This is a genomic window from Puia sp. P3 (assembly GCF_050632245.1).
Classification (GTDB): domain Bacteria; phylum Bacteroidota; class Bacteroidia; order Chitinophagales; family Chitinophagaceae; genus Puia.
On sequence record NZ_CP192583.1, the window covers coordinates 4,443,288 to 4,459,239 of the forward strand.

Genomic DNA, 15,952 nt, shown 5'->3' on the forward strand with positions numbered 1-15,952 from the left:
TAGTAAATCCGGGGTACCAGACCAGCCGGCCCGTGCTATCTTTCAGTTTCGAGGGGTAATTCGGCGGCAGGGTGTAGGACCCGGAAATATCCTTGTAGGGAAGCCTCGTATTCTCATAGGCGAAACTGGTAGAGAAAGAAAATCCAAACCGGCCGTCCGCCGAATGATGGTCCAGACTGTATCTCGTGGTAGCGCGGTTGTCCCGCCAGTCTCCCGGATATACCGTACCGTCATGCCTGAACGCCCCGCTAAGACGATAAAAGTATTCGCGTTGCCTCCGGACCAGGCAACCTCCGCATTCGACGAGTGGGCCGAACCCCCGATCAGGAATTTCTGCCAGTTAGTATACGCATTTTGATCCCAGTCCAGCAGATCGTAGGGCCTCGAAGGAGCGGTCGCCGGATTTACCCCGTCGTTTTTGAAGGCCTCCCTTCTCAAGGAGAGATACTGCTGCGTATTCAGCATCGGTATCCAGTGCGCTACTTTTCCTATTCCCGAATAGACATTGACGCTGACCTTCGATCCACCCACACCTCCTTTCTTCGTGGTGATCAGCACAACGCCATTGGCGCCCCGGCCCCATAGATAGCCGTGGCATCCGCGTCCTTTAAGATGGTAATGCTCTGGATATCGCTGGGATTGATCGAACTGAAGGGGCTCGTGCCGCCGTTGGCGCCCGAGATCCCCCAGGCGTCGAGGTTGTCTTGCGGTGGCTGGCCCCCGTTGAAATTGGTATAGGGAACGCCGTCTATAACATACAGAGGGATCGTCCCCGAATTCAACGACCCCTGCCCGCGTATCTGCATTTGTGTATTGCTGCCGGGCACGCCGTTGTTCTGCGCGACCTGCACACCCGAAACCCGGCCTTCCAGCGCAACCATCACGTTTTGTACCGGCTGCTTCTCGATCACGTCGGCGCTCACCGAGACGACAGACCCGGTATTCAGGCGCCGCGTCGTCTTCCCATAGGCGATGATAACCATTTCATCCAGCTTGTCCTGAATGGGCAGCAGGACGATACTGATCTCCTGACGACCGTTGATATGCACCCGTTGCTCCGCAAATCCGACATACGAAAAGACAAGATCCGCATTCTCGGGCGCCGATCTTATGACATACTCTCCCTTTGCATTGGTCATGGTGCCCAGCGGCGTGCCGGGTATCACTACGGAAACCGAAGGCATCGGGTAGCCATCCCTGTCAGCAACATGGCCATGGACGGTAAGGGAGGTCGGCGTCGGCGGCAGAACCCCGGCAGGGGCATTGACCATTACTTTCGCAGCGACGATGATCTGCCGGTCGGTGATCTTGAAGGAGAGGGGCTGGTTCTCGAAGATAGCCTTCAGCACGGCCTCCAGTGGCGCATTGTCAAGGCTGACACTCACCGGGGACGCCGTCGACAATAATTTCTTGCCGTAGATGAAACTGTAATGGGTCTGGTTTTCAATTTCGGCGAACACCTTTTCTATCGGGCTCGCCCTGACATGCAGGGAGATGGTCTGGGCAACTACACCTTCTGCACTTACCCTCAACAGGGCTACAAGGAGAAAGATTGCTGTCAATTTCATGATGATCAGCAGTTTAAATTTTGGGAACGGCACGACTTTGCCGTCTGCAGTTTTCTGCATAGCTTTAGTTAGTTTAGGTTAATAATAGAAAGCCCTCTTTTTGTTATTTCCTCCAGCCGTCAGGTGCTCGTAACACTTGCCGGCTTTTTTATTCATAAGCAGGTTATCTCATAACTGTAATGACATTTCCATCGATAGCGAACTTCACCTGCCCCGTCGCCTCCAGGTATTTCAACACCTTCGAGATCGGTACATTCCTCGGGATTTTCGCCACAAACTCCTCCCTGATATCGTCCTTATACCGAACCTCCGCTCCATACCACCGCGCCAGCTGATCCATGATAACGGCGATCGAAGCGCCGTTGAACCGGAACTCCCCGTTCTTCCACGCCAACACTTCTTCCAGATCGACCCCGTTCTTCACTATCCCTCCCTCAGTCTGCTGACCCGGCTCCAGCTTCACCTCCGCGGAACCCGAACTCACTAACACACTACCCTGTTCCAGCGTGGTCTTCGCCGCAGCCGCACCATAAGCATTCACATTGAAATGCGTTCCCAACACCCGGATGGTCTGGTCCTTCGCGTGAACGATAAAGGGCTGACGGGCATTCGCCGCTACTTCGAAATACGCCTGACCCGTGATCGTCACCTCCCTGTTCCCCGAAGGGAATGCCGTCGGATAATGGATGCTCGACCCCGCATCCAGCCAGACCTTCGTCCCATCAGCCAGCACGACTTTTATCTGCGCTCCCACCGGCGTATAGAGATCATTATAGTGCGCCTCGCCCGAGGCCGAGTACTTCAGCCACCCGTTGTCTTCGGTGATAGCCGCTCCGTCCTGGTTGGCGATGCCGCCCGATACCGTCCCGTTCAGCTCCACCTCCCTCCCGTCCGAAAGCTTCAGCACCGCCTTATCCCGTCCCGGAACCAGATCGTTCTTATACCTCCCCGCCACCAGGCCCGCCTCCTTACCCGGCCGCAGCAAAAGATACCCCCCACTATACCGATCAGCACCGCCGCCGCAACACCCCACCACCAGTTGCGCATCGTCCGCACCGGCGCGAGGGCCGGGGTCGGGGCAACCACCCGCTCGTCGAGCCACTGGTCCAAAGCCGCTTTCACCTCGAGTCCCCCCGACACCGGCTCCTCTTCCACCCTCCTCTCCATGATATTCTTAATCAGTTCCTCTCCCTCTGGCGAGTCGAGTCCGCGCGTCAATTCGTCCCTGTCCTCGGCCCTGAGCTCTCCGCTCAAAAAAGCCTCCAACAACTGGCGCAATCTTGTCTCCTGTTCTGATATGAGTTTTTCAGACATAACGGTATATACTATAAGACGCCCTTATGGGGCGCCTGGATAGGTCAGTTTTAAAAAAATTAAAGATTTTTTCACGGGCGGTCCTGGGGCCCTTTCTCACTGGCGGTCCCTGGGCCGCCAAAAACATCCGGAGGGTATTCAGTCCGGCCACAATATGCCACTTCACCGCCGAAAGACTCAAACCCGTCCGCTCAGCGATCTCATTATTCGTCAGCCCTTCGATCCGGCTCATCCGGAACACCTGCTGCTGCTTCGCCGGCATCGCCTCGATAGCCCTCAGCACCGTCTGCCAGGTCTCTTTATATTCCAGCGACAGTTCGGGTAAATGATTCGTCTCTGCCAGGTCCTCCGGCAAAAAGGCTCGGTCCCAACGATCTTCTTCTTCATCGCCGACAACACCTGATTCCTTCCCACCACATACACAAAGCTCATAAAATCCCTCACCTCCGCCAGCTGCTCCCGCTTCTCCCATAGTTTTAAAAAATGTCCTGCGTCAACTCCTCCGCCGTCACCGTATTCCTCGTCAATGTAAGTACATTATAATACACCGGCCACCAATAGTGGTCCACCAGTTCCCGGAAAGCCCTAACCTCTCCCCGGGACACCTCCAATAACAAAACGCGTTCAGCATCGGCATCCAGGCGCATAGAACCCCTAAAAATAATGCAAAAAAAGGGCGCGCCGATATCCACGCGCCGGAAAATATCTCGATCAAAGAGGCAAAACCCGAATATTTTACGGAAAAAACGCCACGCCTCGGTCATACCGCCCACTACGCCTACATTTGGTAACATGGCCCCGACAACGATTGCCTTCACATCTGTCAAACTGAAGTGTTACTCCAACACCATGCTGACATCCTTCGAGAAGAAAGTCATCCACTTTCCCGAGGTCATGGAATGCTATCGGATCACCGGCGTCGCCGACTTCCTCCTCAAAATATCCATCCGCGACATCGAAGCCTACGACGCCTTCCTCAACACCCGCCTCTCCGCCCTCCCCAACATCGCCAGCGTCATCACTACCTTCGTCCTCGGCGAGTCCCGCCGGCCTTAACCCAGGTCCCGCCGGCCTTACCCCAATTCCCGCTGCCCCCGGCCCCGGGAGCACCCGTCCTGCTATTGTGATCCAGGTCACACAATCCTCACAAAACCCCGCCGTAACTTAGCCAAAAATAAATTACATGAAACGCTTCATAGCCGTCGTCAAAAGAACCCCCGGGATTACCGACGATATCGTCGCCCCTTACGCCTCCCAGGAATCCGAACGCTTCAAACAACTCTTCGAATCCGGCCTCATCTATCAATACTACAAACAACTCGACGCCGGCAATTTCTGGCTGATCATCCACAGCCCCTCCCAGGAAGAAGCCCTTACCCAGCTCCAAACATTTCCCTACTTCGGCCTGGGCTATATCTCGATCAACCTCACCGAACTCGACGAAAACAAGTTCACCCGATAAAGCACAAACAACCATCCATCCCTTTACGATTTACTCAAAAGCCATATAAGGTAATATCGAGGTCGATTATAACGTCCTCCAGGAAGGGACATTACCCTTTACCGGGGCCGTCACCCAAAGTGATGGCCCTTTCCCACAAAATAGTGATCCAGGTCACGCAATCCCCTGCCGCCCCGTCGTAGCTCGTGCACCTCCCTCACTCGACATAAACCATTCTAAATGATAAACACCATGGCCACACTGCAAAAGGCATTCGCCTCCACAGCACTCTTCCTAACCACCGCAGCAGCACAGACCCAAACCATCCAACCATTTCACGTCCAGGTCCCCACATCAGAACTAAAAGACCTCAAACAACGGATAACTACAACCCGATGGCCGGACAAAGAGACCGTACAGGATTTTTCCCAGGGCGTAAAACTCGACCGGCTCCAGGCCCTCGCCAAATATTGGGGCACCACCTACGACTGGCGCAAAGCCGAGGCAAAACTCAACGCGTGGCCCCAGTTCACGACCAGTATCGACGGGATAGACATCTACTTCATCCACGTCCGTTCGAAAGAAAAGAATGCCATGCCCCTGATCATCACACACGGCTGGCCCGGCTCGGTATTCGAGATGCTGCGAACCATCGCCCCCCTCACTGACCCGGTGGCCTATGGCGGAAAGGCCGAAGACGCCTTCGACGTCGTCCTCCCCGCTCTCCCCGGCTACGGCTTCTCCGGAAAAGCAACTACCACCGGATGGGACTCCGACCGCATCGCGATGGCACTGGGGACGCTCATGACCCGCCTCGGCTATACCAGCTACGTCGCCCAGGGCGGCGACTGGGGCTCCGCGGTAACCAACTCCATGGGACGACTGGCGCCCGCCGGCCTCAAAGCCATCCACATTAGTCTACCCGCAGCCCTCCCCCGGACGTAGAGGCAACCATCGGCAAAGGAGTACCCGCGCCTGCGGAATATTCCGAAAAAGAAAAGGCTACCTATGACGCCCTCATCGCCTACAAAAAAAGCGGCGCATCCTCCTATTTCGTGATGCTCTCGGCAAGGCCGCAGGGCGAAGGCTACGGCCTCGACGACTCCCCGGTGGGCCTCGCCGGCTTCCTCCTTTTACGCCCCGGCTTCTCGGCCTTGTCCTACGGCGACAACCCGCAGCAGCTGCCGACAAAGGACGACGTCCTCGACGACTTCACGTTGTACTGGCTCACCGGGAGCGGCACCTCGGCCGCCCGCCTCTACTGGGAGAACAAAGGCAGAAGCGTCCTCAGCTCGGCAGCCGAAAGAACCACAGAGATAAAGATCCCCGTCGCCATCACCGTCTTCCCCGAAGACGTCTACCGCGCTCCGGAGTCCTGGGCCCGCCGATGCTACCCCAGCCTCATCTACTTCCACGAAGTCGACAAAGGCGGCCACTTCGCAGCACTGGGAACAACCCCAATTGTTCACAGAAGAAATGCGCGCAGCCTTCCGGCCCCTGCGATAATTTATCTAATTTCGCGTATGAAAAAGGCGATACCAGCGGAGCCGGAAACACCCGCCCTGTCCAGGGCCACACTTCGAACAGGAACAAAAGATGCTCCTGGACCTCGGCAACGACATCACCAGCGTCCGCGACAAAGACGACCTCCTCGCTCTCTTCTCCCAGCGGATCAAAAGCCTTTTCTATTTCACACACTCCATCATCACCCTTATCGACAAAAAAGACGAGACCTATTTCGCATTCCTGCTGGACCACCAAAACTCGCCGATCCGGGAGCACGCCATCTACAACGACCTGGTAAGATCTCATTTCACTTTAAATGAACCATTCATCCAGGCAGTATTGCAGTCGGACGCCCCCATCTCCTTCGAGCTGGCGGACATAATGGCCGGCCCCCAAAGTCCCCCTTCCTGAAAGCCAACTATGAAATGGGGACCAGGGAGATCCTGATGACAAGGCTGATGAGAGAGGACCAGCCGCTAGGATTTATCCATCTCCACACCGACCGGCCCGGTAGTTTCACGCCGGAGTTCAGGAATGTGATGCAGCGTATCGCACCACAGCTCTCCGGCGCCGTATGCAATATCCTCATGAACGAAGAGATCCTCAGCAAAGAGAAGGAGAAATCCTTCCTGCTCGATCTCAGCAGCGATATCGCCAAAGTGAGGACAAAGGACGACCTGGCCGAAGCCATCCGGAGGTCACTGACCAGAATGAACGCCATCAAGGGTTATGTCATCCGGAGGATCAATGAGGACGGCGCAACCCACAGTGCCTATATCTGGCAGCCTGGCGCCAGTAAAATGGACAAAAAGACCTGGAACACCTCATAAAGACCAGCTTCCCCATCGATGACGGCGTCCACCGCCGCGTACTCGACAGCAATATCCCCATGTTCATCGATATCGACAGAGAGGTTCGGCGCGGCAACTATGCCTATCTGCAATACTGGCAGCGGGCAGGACAAAAAACTTTGGTAGGCGTACGCCTGCGGAATGGCGAGACTAATCTGGGCGTCCTGTGGCTGGGACTGGAGGAAGTCAACGTCCCCCTGCTACAGGGCATTTGCAGTCAGATCTCGATGGCCATGGCAAACATTATCGCTAACGAACAGATAAGCCAAAAACAAGAGGAGCAGGCCGTCCTGCTCGACTTCAGCTACGACATCACACAGGTCCGCACAAAAGCCGAACTACAGGAGGCGATCTTCCGCGTGATCGACAAGATCATGCATACGAAACTGGCCATGATCCGGGTGATCGACGAGGACGGCATTCATCTGTCGCCCTATATGTTTGACAGGACCCTGTTCAGGATTCCGCCGGCCGCCTATGATAAAATGTCGGCAGCCCGAATCACCGTCGAAGAACACTATACCTCCCGGGTACTGGCCAGTAAGGACGGACTGGTGTTCAACGTCGACGAAGAGATAAGGGGCGGCAACGAATACGCCCGCCTCTGGAAGGCCGCCGGACTAAAGAATATGTATAGCCTGCCCCTACGCGCCGGCAACAGGAATATCGGCACTATCTGGATCCTGGCCGACCGGCTAAGTCGCCTGATGACAAAAGGCATCTGCGCCCAGATCGCCATCGCCATTGCCAATATTCAGGCGAACGAAAAACTGCTGGCCTATAAGAAACAGCTGGAAGACGAGAACGTCTATCTCAAAGAACAGATCAGGACCGTCAATAATTTTTCCGAGATCATCGGCAACAGCCCGGTCATGCAGGACGTCTATCACCTCGTCTCCGTCGTGGCCGCCACCAATTCCACCGTGCTGGTACTCGGCGAGACCGGCACCGGAAAAGAACTGATCGCCCGCGCCATCCACAACGCCTCATCGCGGAAGGACAAATTGATGGTAAAGGTCAACTGCGCGGCGCTCCCCGCCAACCTCATCGAAAGCGAACTGTTCGGTCACGAAAAAGGCGCCTTCACCGGCGCCATCGACCGGCGCATCGGAAAATTCGAACTGGCCGACCACAGCACGCTGTTCCTCGACGAGATCGGCGAAATGCCGCTCGAGGCGCAGGTCAAACTACTCCGGGTCCTCCAGGAGCGCGAACTCGAACGCCTCGGCGGCAAACAGACGATCAAAGTCAACGTCAGGCTGATCGCCGCGACCAACCGCAACCTCGAAAATGCCGTCAGCGAGGGAAAATTCAGGGAAGACCTCTACTATCGCCTCAACGTATTCCCCATCTCCCTCCCTCCCCTGCGCGAACGGCCCGAAGACATCGAACCCCTCGCCAATTTTTTCGTCGAAAAGTTCGGCCGCAACACCGGCAGAAGTATCAAACGCATCTCGCCGAAGGCGATCCAGCAGCTTCCGCAGCTATACCCGGCCGGGAAATGTGCGCGAAATGGAGCACCTGATAGAACGCAGCGTCCTGCTCGCGACCGGCGACACCCTGCAGGAAGTACAGATCCCAAGGTCGGGAGCGATGGCAGACAAACAAAACCCGGCCCAGCTGGCAAACCGCTCACTCGAAGAAATGGAACGATCCTATATCATCGAAGTACTGCAGCGCTGCGCGGGCAAAGTTTCCGGCGCCGGCGGCGCGGCAGAGATCCTCCAAATCCCTGGAAATACCCTCCATTCAAAAATGAAAAAACTCGGTATCGGAAAGGCCGATTACTTTTCTGTCCGGTAGTCACTGATTCCCCTGTATTTGGGAAACTTGTTCGGACTTTCACTAAATATCGTTAGATATTTTTCACCACGACTACACGAAATAACTGATCCTCAACAAATTGATTTTTTGGCATCGCCCTGGTCTATATCAGCGTAATCAAAATTCAAATCATGAAGATCGTAGTCATCGGAGGTTCCGGCCTCATCGGCTCAAGGGTGGTCGCCAAATTACGCAGCCGCGGTCACAATGTCATCGCAGCCTCTCCAAATACCGGTATCAACACACTCACGGGCGAAGGACTGGCCGGCGCCTTGCGTGACGCGGACACCGTCATCGACCTGGCCAACTCTCCCTCCTTTGAGGACAAGGCCGTCCTGGAATTTTTCCAGACCGCAGGCCACAATCTGCTGTCCGCGGAGACCAGCGCCGGAGTGAAGCACCACGTGGCTCTTTCTATCGTCGGAGTTCTTTCGATGCAGGACAGCGGGTACATGCGGGCAAAAAAGGCACAGGAAGACCTGATCGTCCAATCCGGCGTGCCCTACACCATTCTCCGCAGCACCCAGTTCTTCGAGTTTATCAAAGGCATCGCCGACCAGGCCACCGAAGGCAATATCGTCCACGCCTCCAACGTCCAGTTCCAGCCGATCGCCGCGGAGGACGTCGCTTCCTTCGTCACCGAAGCCGCCCTCGCGCCCCCCATCAACGGCATTTTCGAAATAGCGGGTCCCGAAAAATTCACCATGCCCCAACCGATCACACGATTCCTCGAAGCCACCGGCGACAAACGCGAAGTAGTACCCAACGACCACGCCCGCTACTATGGCGCGCAGATCACCGATACCGCGCTCGTACCGGCGGGGCCGGCAAGACTCGGAACCATCGATTTCGAAAAATGGCTGGACTATCAGAAACAGCATGCTTAACGAACTACGGTCTGCCAGCTGTTGCGACGAAGATGACGGGTGTCAGTTTGTCGAGGCGGTTGTAACGGGAGTGCACTTTCCATCCGTTCGTGCATATGGATATCCCCACGCCGGCGCACCATCCAGGCGAAAACCGGTCAACAACACGACAAGGCAACAGCCGGCAGACCTTTTAAAAATAACCTCATAATCACCTCAAATGTCGTTATCATGAACTCATGGCCGGAACTGGACTACCACCAGCTAAAACTGACACTGGAAACGATGCAATTATGGACGCAGATCGTCGGCAAGATCCAGCTTCGGCAAATGCCCTGGATCAACCACTCATGGCACGTGACGCTGTACGTCAGTGCCACCGGCCTGAGCACCGGCAGCGTTCCCTATCCGCGCGGAATATTCCAGATCGATATCGATATCATTCGGAACCGCCTGATGATAGCAACCAGCGAGGGCCAAACCGCGACCGTCGACCTCTATCCGCGGTCGATTGCCTCCTTCTATGACGAGCTGATGCTAAAGTTCGGGCAACTGGACATTCCGGTCGTGATATACCCAAAGCCAAATGAGATTGCCGATACGACCGCTTTCGGCGAAGATCATGCGCAGCGGGTGTATGATTCCGGTCAAATGTTGAACTATTGGCAGGCGCTGAGTTTTCTGCAGTCGACTTTTGACGCTGCCGCCAGAGTAAGCCACTTGGCAGCGGGATCTCGAATGTAACCTTACCCGTTTTCAGTATAATTCTTAAATAAAAAAATACAAAAAATGAAAAATTATCGCATCCAAAGATCCGGGGCCTTATTTGTCTCCCTCTGCCTTGCATTCGCACTCAACGCAAACGCACAGGGATCCGGCAAGCCATCCGATGAAAAAACACCTCCCCGCCTCATTCTCAAACAACTCATCGAGTCCTCCGGCGCCAAAGAACAGGAAGTAAAGATCGTAATCGTCAATTTCGCGCCCGGCGAGGTTTCCGAACCACACCGGCACCCGATCCCAACCTTCGGTTATGTCCTCGAAGGCGAATTGGAATCTACTTTCGACGGCAAAGTATATCACTACAAAGCAGGCGACGCTTTCTTCGAAAAACCCAACGGCCTGCACGCCGGGACGAGAAATATGAGCAAGGACAAACCCGCCAAACTGGTGGCCTTTTTTGTCGGTGACATAGGAAAACCTTTTCTGGTACCCGAGCACCACTTGATGATCTATGAAAAAGACAGCCATGATATTTTTCTGCCTCGCGCCTTTTATGGGGCAGGCCCAGAGGGCGGAGACCCAGCTCGATAGATGCCAGCACAGCGCGGTACAGCACTTTCCCATGGTAAAAGAGAAAGAGCTCCTGCAATACATCGAGTCCGACCGGCTAAAGAACATCGGCACCGCGCGCCTGCCGCAGAACGACATCCTGGCACAGGCCACCTACCAGTCGGCCGTCCCCACGCTGCCGGTAAAGATTCCCGGAGCTTCCGTGACCCCGGTCGACAAGGATCAGTTCAGAGTGGCGGACGAGACGAGCATACTACTCTATGACGGGGGCAAGACATCCGCGCAAAAAGCGCTGGTCAGGGCTGTATCCCTGGTGGAACAACAAAAAGTCGAAGTAGATCTGTACGGAATTACACTGGAGGTTACCCGGCTATACGCAAGCATCGTTGAAATGGATACCAGACTGGAATTACTCCAATTGCTGAAACAGAACGTAGAAGACAGGATCGTAAAGGTAAAAGCCGGAGTGGAAGCCGGCACCGTGCTGGCTTCCAATCTCCTTGTTCTGCAGGCCGAAACACTCGGTGTTACCCAGCGCATCGACGAACAAGCATCGACGCGTAAAGGACTCATTGCGGTGATGAACATCTATACCGGTGACACGCTCGCGGCAACCACCCGTTTCCGGATGCCGCCCGCCGCGACCGCGCTGAACGACAGCATCACGCGGCCCGAGATCAGCCTCTTCAACTACCTGTCGTCTTCATTCATAGCCCAGCAAAAACTCCTCGGGACGGCCACCCGCCCCCAGTTCAAAGCCATTTTTCATGGCGGTATCGGCAGACCCGGTCTGAATATCCTCGACAACAGTATCAAAGGCTATTATGTCACCGGCGTCAGGATGACCTGGTCGCTGGGTTCATTTTATACCATCAAACGCGACAGAGCCGTGCTGCGTCGCCAGCAGGAGATAGTCGATGCTCAGAAGGAAACCTTCCGGCTCCGCGTCAACGCGCAACTCGCCGAACAGCAGGAAGAGATAGCGAAGATCCAACACCTGCTGCAGCAGGACAACGACATCATCTCGCTCCGCACCCAGGTCCGCGATATCTCCGCTGGTCAGCTGGACGCGGGCGTCACTACCTCCAGCGACTACCTCATCGAACTGAATGCCCACAACCAGGCGCTGACCAATCAAAAGCTGCACCGGGTGCAGCTGGTCTTTGCGTATATAGAATACAATCTCATTTCCGGCTAAACATACAGAATATGAAAAAGATCATCATTTATTCGGTAGTGGCGGGAGTGCTCGCCTGGTTTGGTGTGCAATTCTATCACATCCTTACTTACGAAGAGACGGACAACGCCCAGATCGAAGGGGATATCATCCCGATCCGTACCAGCGTGTCTGGCTATATCGCCACCATAAACTTTCTTGACAACCAGAAGGTCCGTAAAGGCCAGGTGCTGCTACAGATCGACCCCCGCGACCTCCAGGCAAGAGTGCTGCAGGCGGAAGCCGCACTCGAGAATGCCAAAGCCGCGCGCCTCCAGACAGGCAGGAATCTGGCCGCTTCCACCACAGGCGTCAACGCCACCCAGTTCTCCGCCGACGCGATGCAGCAGAACATAGAGGTGGCCAGGGCAAGGCTTTGGAAGGCGGACGCCGACCACGCCAGAGTCAGCAAGCTAGTTTCCCTGCAGGGGGCAACGCCGCAGCAGATGGACGCGGCGGAAGCCGAAAGGCGCGTGGCGCAGTCCCTGCTGGAGCTGGCTGAAAAGCAATACCAGTCTTCGAAAAACAAACCAGCATTTCCTCTTTCCAGGCGCAAAGCGTACAGGTCCAGCAAATGATCGCCGACGCCGTCATCCGGCAAAAAGAGGCCGAACTGGCACTGGCTAAGTCCCAGCTCGAATACGCGACGATCACGGCGCCATACAACGGCGTCGTCTCGAAGAAGAGCGTCGAGCCCGGGCAATTCCTCCAGCCCGGGCAGCTCACCTGCTCCATCATCGGCAGCGACAGCGTCTGGCTGGTGGCCAATTTCAAGGAGACCCAGATCCACAATATGAAGATCGGGCAGCAGGCCAGTGTCAAAGCTGGACGCATGGCCGGGCAAACAATTCACCGGGACGATCTCTTCCTTCAGCGGCGGCACGGGAGCGAAATTTTCCTTGCTGCCTCCCGACAATGCCACCGGCAATTTCGTAAAGGTCACACAGCGCATCCCCGTGAGGATCCTGCTGGACTCCTCCACGGCCGCGGGCTACTACCTGGCGCCGGGGATGAACGTCACCGTTACCGTCAGAAAAATATAAAGCCCTCATGTCAGAGAATATCATATACCCCCAGGGCTCCACCCGGTGGATCATCGTTGTCACCGTCATCACAGCGGCGATCCTCGAATTGCTGAATACCTCGATCGTGAACGTCGCGCTGAAAGACATCAGCGGCAATCTGGGCGCCGCATCGGACGAAGTGGCCTGGGTGATCACCGCCTATGCGATCGCCAACGTCATTATCATCCCGCTGTCCGGATTTCTGGCCGATCTGTTTGGGCGTAGGAACTACTTTACCGCCTCCATAGCCGTTTTCACGCTGGCCTCTTTTATGTGCGGCAACTCCCATAGTATCGGCGAGCTGATCTTTTGGCGGGTGCTGCAGGGGCTGGGCGGCGGCGCGCTCCTCCCCACCTCTCAAACCCTCCTCGTAGAGACGTTTCCACCGGAGCAACTCGCCACGGCAAATGCCGTCTTCGGCCTCGGGATAGTGCTGGGACCCGCTTTTGGCCCCACCCTTGGCGGCTACCTCACCGACGCCATTTCCTGGCGCTGGGTTTTTTTATCAATGTTCCTATCGGCGTTACCGCCTGCATCCTGTCCTCCATTTATGTATTCAACAGCAGAACGGTCCACGTGAAAAAGGCCATCGACTGGATGGGGATCTTCCTGCTCGTCGTCGGCATCGGCGCCCTGCAATACGTGCTGGAAGAAGGCCAGATGGACGACTGGTTCGAAAGCGACAGTATTCGCCTCTTCACCGCGCTGACCATCATCGGATGTAGCCTGTTCATCTGGTGGGAACTAAGGATCAAAGACCCGGTGGTGAATCTGCGGGTGCTGCGACACCGGTCCGTGGCGCTCGGCTCCGCGCTCAACCTCGTCTTCGGCATCGGCATATATGCCCCACTATTCCTTTTCCCGCTGTACGCCCAGACGATCCTGGGCTGGAGTGCCTCTCAGACGGGCCTCATGCTATTGCCAGGCGCGATTCTCGGCGCCGTCTGCATCGCCCTGTCCGGCAAACTCATGAACAAGGGCGTGCCGCCCAAACTCTTCATCACCCTCGGCTTCTGTTCTTTCATCGTATTCAGCGGGATCATGTACTTCTCTACCAGCGATTCCGGCTTCCGTAATTTCGACGTCCCACACCTCTTCCGCGGCGCGACCAACGGTCTGATCCTTACCCCCATCGCCGTCCTGTCGCTTGCAGGCCTCAAAGGCGGCGACATCGCCCAGTCCGCCGGCCTCACCAATATGATCCGCCAGTTGGGCGGAGCCGTCGGCGTCGCCGTCGCCAATATCCTGCTGGCCCAAAAGAACCCATTGCACCGCCTCGACCTTGTTGGAAACATCAGCGAATACAACACCGCCGTCCAGGACCGCGCAGCCGCGATCACCCAAAGGCTCATAAGCAGCGGCTTTTCCGTCGACGATGCCCACGATGCCACACTAAAAGCCCTTGACATCACCCTCAACCGCCAGTCGGCCGTCCTCAGTTTCAACGAGGCATTTCTCATCTTCGGCCTCGTCTTCCTCGCCGCGATGCCGCTTATCTTTTTCGTTAGATCCCCCAAAGGTCTAGTGGATATCGCCGCCCACTAACCCCCCCCGAATTCACCGGAACCCGTCGCCAAAACAAAAGGGGTGTTTTTCCCGGTACCCCGTAGTTTGGCGATAAATTATTTTGTGCGGAAAATACACCGTAATGAAACATCTCTTTTACAAGACAACCCTGACACTCTCCATCCTCCTGTTTTCAAAAATCGTATGGGCTCAATGCCCCACCTGCGACGCCGCACTTGCCCGGGACACCAGGGATTATTATCACACCACACTCCATACAGATTTTAAGGACGTCCTGACGGAGATCTTTAGCCACGATTTTACCTACTATAAGAGCGGCGCCTGGAAAAGCAATACCAATTTCCAGTCCGGCGGTTCTTACGGAGTGATCAAGTGGTTTCTTAGACGGCAGTAAAACGGACGAACAGAACGAGACAACTTTTAACAACGAAAAATCCTCGTTTAGTCTAAACCATGACATTTCTCAGGCGATATACCTGGACGTCTCTCAGGCGATTCAGTCTCCGGTCATTTATCAGGCCTGGCTGACCTGCGTCCAGACGACTTGCCAGGGCAAAAACACGCCCTATCTCGACAAGGTAGTCGCCGGAAACGACCTGACGATAACGCTCTACTGGCCCAATCACAATTCTACGGACAAGGAGACCGTCACCGGCATAACCTATGGAAATCTGACGCCCGAACCCGGCGGCACCCTGGCAAAAAACAAACAAATCACAGGACTCAGTTCCTATCAAAAGAAATTCAAAATTATCGACATCAACGCCCCTTCCTATGTTTCGGTAACCATATCGGAGTTCGCGCCCATTCTAAAAGTCATCGAAGGAGTACAAAAAGAAAATCTCGCGAGCAACTATCCGGTTGGAACGATCATAACAAGTGTACTGGACTGGGCCCGGTTCTGCCGGCTGAACGGCCAATCCACCGTTTTAAATTACGCCGACAGGTCTCATTGTAAATGGGCGCCTGCCGACGGCAGAAGCGTCGTTGGCTCGGCGTATGGAGAGGTCGAAAACCTTGTGCCCGACCTAAGGGGCGTCTTCCTCCGCGCCGTCAACGATTTCGGCGTCCCGGGAGTACAACCAGTCCTGATCAACCAGGCCGAAACCGATAAAAATAACAATAGGATCAACAGAGCGTCCAACAGTTTCGAAGGAGACGAGTTCAGAATACACAACCACTCCATCCCCGGCCCCGCAGCAGTGGGCAATATCATCAACAACAACACCAACTTCTTCAACGAACCGGTAGGCCGCCAATCCGCAATTCTCACCAACAACGCCGGCGGCGACGAAACAAGACCCAAAAACGTCTCCGTCTACTACTACATAAAAATCAATTAAGACGTCGCCCCGCGCCGGCAAGATAATAAACCCGCCGGCCCGAAAACTACAATTTTAAGCAGTTCCATGTATCAGGGCATCCCAAATTTCCTTATATCCATAAAAAGAAGCACTCCCCTTAAGTTTTCCTCCTTACTAT

Annotated in this window: 23 protein-coding genes and 2 pseudogenes; 18 read left to right on the forward strand and 7 right to left on the reverse strand. The window is 55.4% G+C overall.

All coding sequences use genetic code 11. From position 1 onward, the window contains the following. Window positions 1-42: 42 nt before the first annotated feature. From ACQ86N_RS27795 to ACQ86N_RS27820, 6 genes are all read right to left on the reverse strand, one after another. On the reverse strand, window positions 43-558 hold the full coding sequence (locus ACQ86N_RS27795; protein WP_431209894.1) for a hypothetical protein: 516 nt from the start codon (window positions 556-558) through the stop codon (window positions 43-45). Beyond that, the gene (locus ACQ86N_RS27800) at window positions 552-1,628 is read right to left on the reverse strand and encodes a TonB-dependent receptor plug domain-containing protein (RefSeq protein ID WP_431209895.1); all 1,077 of its coding nucleotides are present in this window, start codon (window positions 1,626-1,628) and stop codon (window positions 552-554) included. The genes ACQ86N_RS27795 and ACQ86N_RS27800 overlap by 7 nt, the downstream gene beginning before the upstream one ends. Window positions 1,629-1,731: 103 nt before the next feature. Beyond that, entirely contained in the window at window positions 1,732-2,523 is a 792-nt protein-coding gene (locus ACQ86N_RS27805) for a FecR family protein (protein ID WP_431209896.1), read from the reverse strand. Beyond that, window positions 2,469-2,882, reverse strand: coding sequence for a hypothetical protein (locus ACQ86N_RS27810; RefSeq protein WP_431209897.1), 414 nt, complete (start codon window positions 2,880-2,882; stop codon window positions 2,469-2,471). Before ACQ86N_RS27810 ends, ACQ86N_RS27805 begins: the two co-directional genes overlap by 55 nt. Continuing rightward, window positions 2,875-3,354 (reverse strand): RNA polymerase sigma factor, encoded by a 480-nt coding sequence (locus ACQ86N_RS27815; RefSeq protein ID WP_431209898.1) that lies wholly within the window; start codon window positions 3,352-3,354, stop codon window positions 2,875-2,877. Before ACQ86N_RS27815 ends, ACQ86N_RS27810 begins: the two co-directional genes overlap by 8 nt. A 4-nt stretch (window positions 3,355-3,358) precedes the next feature. Beyond that, entirely contained in the window at window positions 3,359-3,529 is a 171-nt protein-coding gene (locus ACQ86N_RS27820) for a hypothetical protein (protein ID WP_431209899.1), read from the reverse strand. 145 nt (window positions 3,530-3,674) lie between these two features. Between ACQ86N_RS27820 and ACQ86N_RS27825 the strand changes: the two genes are divergently transcribed. The 3 genes from ACQ86N_RS27825 (at window position 3,675) to ACQ86N_RS27835 (ending at window position 5,268) form a co-directional block, all read left to right on the forward strand. Further along, on the forward strand, window positions 3,675-3,938 hold the full coding sequence (locus tag ACQ86N_RS27825) for an Lrp/AsnC ligand binding domain-containing protein (protein WP_431209900.1): 264 nt from the start codon (window positions 3,675-3,677) through the stop codon (window positions 3,936-3,938). A 127-nt stretch (window positions 3,939-4,065) separates the two neighbouring features. Further along, window positions 4,066-4,344, forward strand: a complete 279-nt coding sequence (locus ACQ86N_RS27830; RefSeq protein WP_431209901.1) for a hypothetical protein — start codon at window positions 4,066-4,068, stop codon at window positions 4,342-4,344. Window positions 4,345-4,563: 219 nt separating this feature from the next. Next, a complete protein-coding gene (locus ACQ86N_RS27835) occupies window positions 4,564-5,268 on the forward strand; it encodes an epoxide hydrolase family protein (protein WP_431209902.1) in 705 nt (234 codons plus the stop codon). 188 nt (window positions 5,269-5,456) lie between these two features. Here the strand turns inward: ACQ86N_RS27835 and ACQ86N_RS27840 are convergent, their stop codons facing one another. Beyond that, window positions 5,457-5,759 carry a hypothetical protein gene (locus ACQ86N_RS27840; RefSeq protein WP_431209903.1) on the reverse strand — a complete coding sequence of 101 codons (303 nt, stop codon included), beginning with the start codon at window positions 5,757-5,759 and terminating at the stop codon, window positions 5,457-5,459. 160 nt (window positions 5,760-5,919) lie between these two features. On the opposite strand from ACQ86N_RS27840, the gene ACQ86N_RS27845 reads away from it, so the two are divergent. The 15 genes and pseudogenes from ACQ86N_RS27845 to ACQ86N_RS27915 all read left to right on the forward strand — a co-directional run bounded on the left by ACQ86N_RS27845 (window position 5,920) and on the right by ACQ86N_RS27915 (window position 15,813). Further along, window positions 5,920-6,240, forward strand: a complete 321-nt coding sequence (locus ACQ86N_RS27845) for a hypothetical protein (protein WP_431209904.1) — start codon at window positions 5,920-5,922, stop codon at window positions 6,238-6,240. A 14-nt stretch (window positions 6,241-6,254) separates the two neighbouring features. Next, on the forward strand, window positions 6,255-6,659 hold the full coding sequence (locus ACQ86N_RS27850) for a hypothetical protein (RefSeq protein WP_431209905.1): 405 nt from the start codon (window positions 6,255-6,257) through the stop codon (window positions 6,657-6,659). 893 nt (window positions 6,660-7,552) lie between these two features. Next, a pseudogene (locus tag ACQ86N_RS27855) lies at window positions 7,553-7,987 on the forward strand (sigma-54 factor interaction domain-containing protein); the annotation flags it as partial. A 337-nt stretch (window positions 7,988-8,324) separates the two neighbouring features. Continuing rightward, complete coding sequence (locus tag ACQ86N_RS27860) at window positions 8,325-8,483, forward strand: helix-turn-helix domain-containing protein (RefSeq protein WP_431217624.1); 159 nt, start codon at window positions 8,325-8,327, stop codon at window positions 8,481-8,483. A gap of 152 nt (window positions 8,484-8,635) precedes the next feature. Further along, entirely contained in the window at window positions 8,636-9,391 is a 756-nt protein-coding gene (locus ACQ86N_RS27865) for an SDR family oxidoreductase (protein WP_431209906.1), read from the forward strand. Window positions 9,392-9,601: 210 nt separating this feature from the next. After that, on the forward strand, window positions 9,602-10,114 hold the full coding sequence (locus ACQ86N_RS27870; RefSeq protein WP_431209907.1) for a DUF5996 family protein: 513 nt from the start codon (window positions 9,602-9,604) through the stop codon (window positions 10,112-10,114). A 45-nt stretch (window positions 10,115-10,159) separates the two neighbouring features. Continuing rightward, window positions 10,160-10,684, forward strand: coding sequence for a cupin domain-containing protein (locus ACQ86N_RS27875; protein ID WP_431209908.1), 525 nt, complete (start codon window positions 10,160-10,162; stop codon window positions 10,682-10,684). Next, window positions 10,620-11,861, forward strand: a complete 1,242-nt coding sequence (locus tag ACQ86N_RS27880; protein ID WP_431209909.1) for a TolC family protein — start codon at window positions 10,620-10,622, stop codon at window positions 11,859-11,861. The genes ACQ86N_RS27875 and ACQ86N_RS27880 overlap by 65 nt, the downstream gene beginning before the upstream one ends. 11 nt (window positions 11,862-11,872) lie before the next feature. Beyond that, window positions 11,873-12,457, forward strand: a complete 585-nt coding sequence (locus ACQ86N_RS27885) for an HlyD family secretion protein (RefSeq protein ID WP_431209910.1) — start codon at window positions 11,873-11,875, stop codon at window positions 12,455-12,457. Continuing rightward, window positions 12,454-12,669: pseudogene (locus ACQ86N_RS27890) on the forward strand (efflux RND transporter periplasmic adaptor subunit); the annotation flags it as partial. The gene ACQ86N_RS27885 and the pseudogene ACQ86N_RS27890, both read left to right, overlap by 4 nt. 25 nt (window positions 12,670-12,694) lie before the next feature. After that, the gene (locus ACQ86N_RS27895; protein ID WP_431218008.1) at window positions 12,695-12,922 is read left to right on the forward strand and encodes a hypothetical protein; all 228 of its coding nucleotides are present in this window, start codon (window positions 12,695-12,697) and stop codon (window positions 12,920-12,922) included. 7 nt (window positions 12,923-12,929) lie between these two features. Further along, on the forward strand, window positions 12,930-13,523 hold the full coding sequence (locus ACQ86N_RS27900; RefSeq protein WP_431209911.1) for an MFS transporter: 594 nt from the start codon (window positions 12,930-12,932) through the stop codon (window positions 13,521-13,523). Beyond that, the gene (locus ACQ86N_RS27905) at window positions 13,520-14,488 is read left to right on the forward strand and encodes an MFS transporter (protein ID WP_431209912.1); all 969 of its coding nucleotides are present in this window, start codon (window positions 13,520-13,522) and stop codon (window positions 14,486-14,488) included. The genes ACQ86N_RS27900 and ACQ86N_RS27905 overlap by 4 nt, the downstream gene beginning before the upstream one ends. A gap of 103 nt (window positions 14,489-14,591) precedes the next feature. After that, window positions 14,592-14,864, forward strand: coding sequence for a hypothetical protein (locus ACQ86N_RS27910; RefSeq protein WP_431209913.1), 273 nt, complete (start codon window positions 14,592-14,594; stop codon window positions 14,862-14,864). Window positions 14,865-15,489: 625 nt separating this feature from the next. After that, entirely contained in the window at window positions 15,490-15,813 is a 324-nt protein-coding gene (locus tag ACQ86N_RS27915; RefSeq protein ID WP_431209914.1) for a hypothetical protein, read from the forward strand. Window positions 15,814-15,952 lie beyond the last annotated feature (139 nt).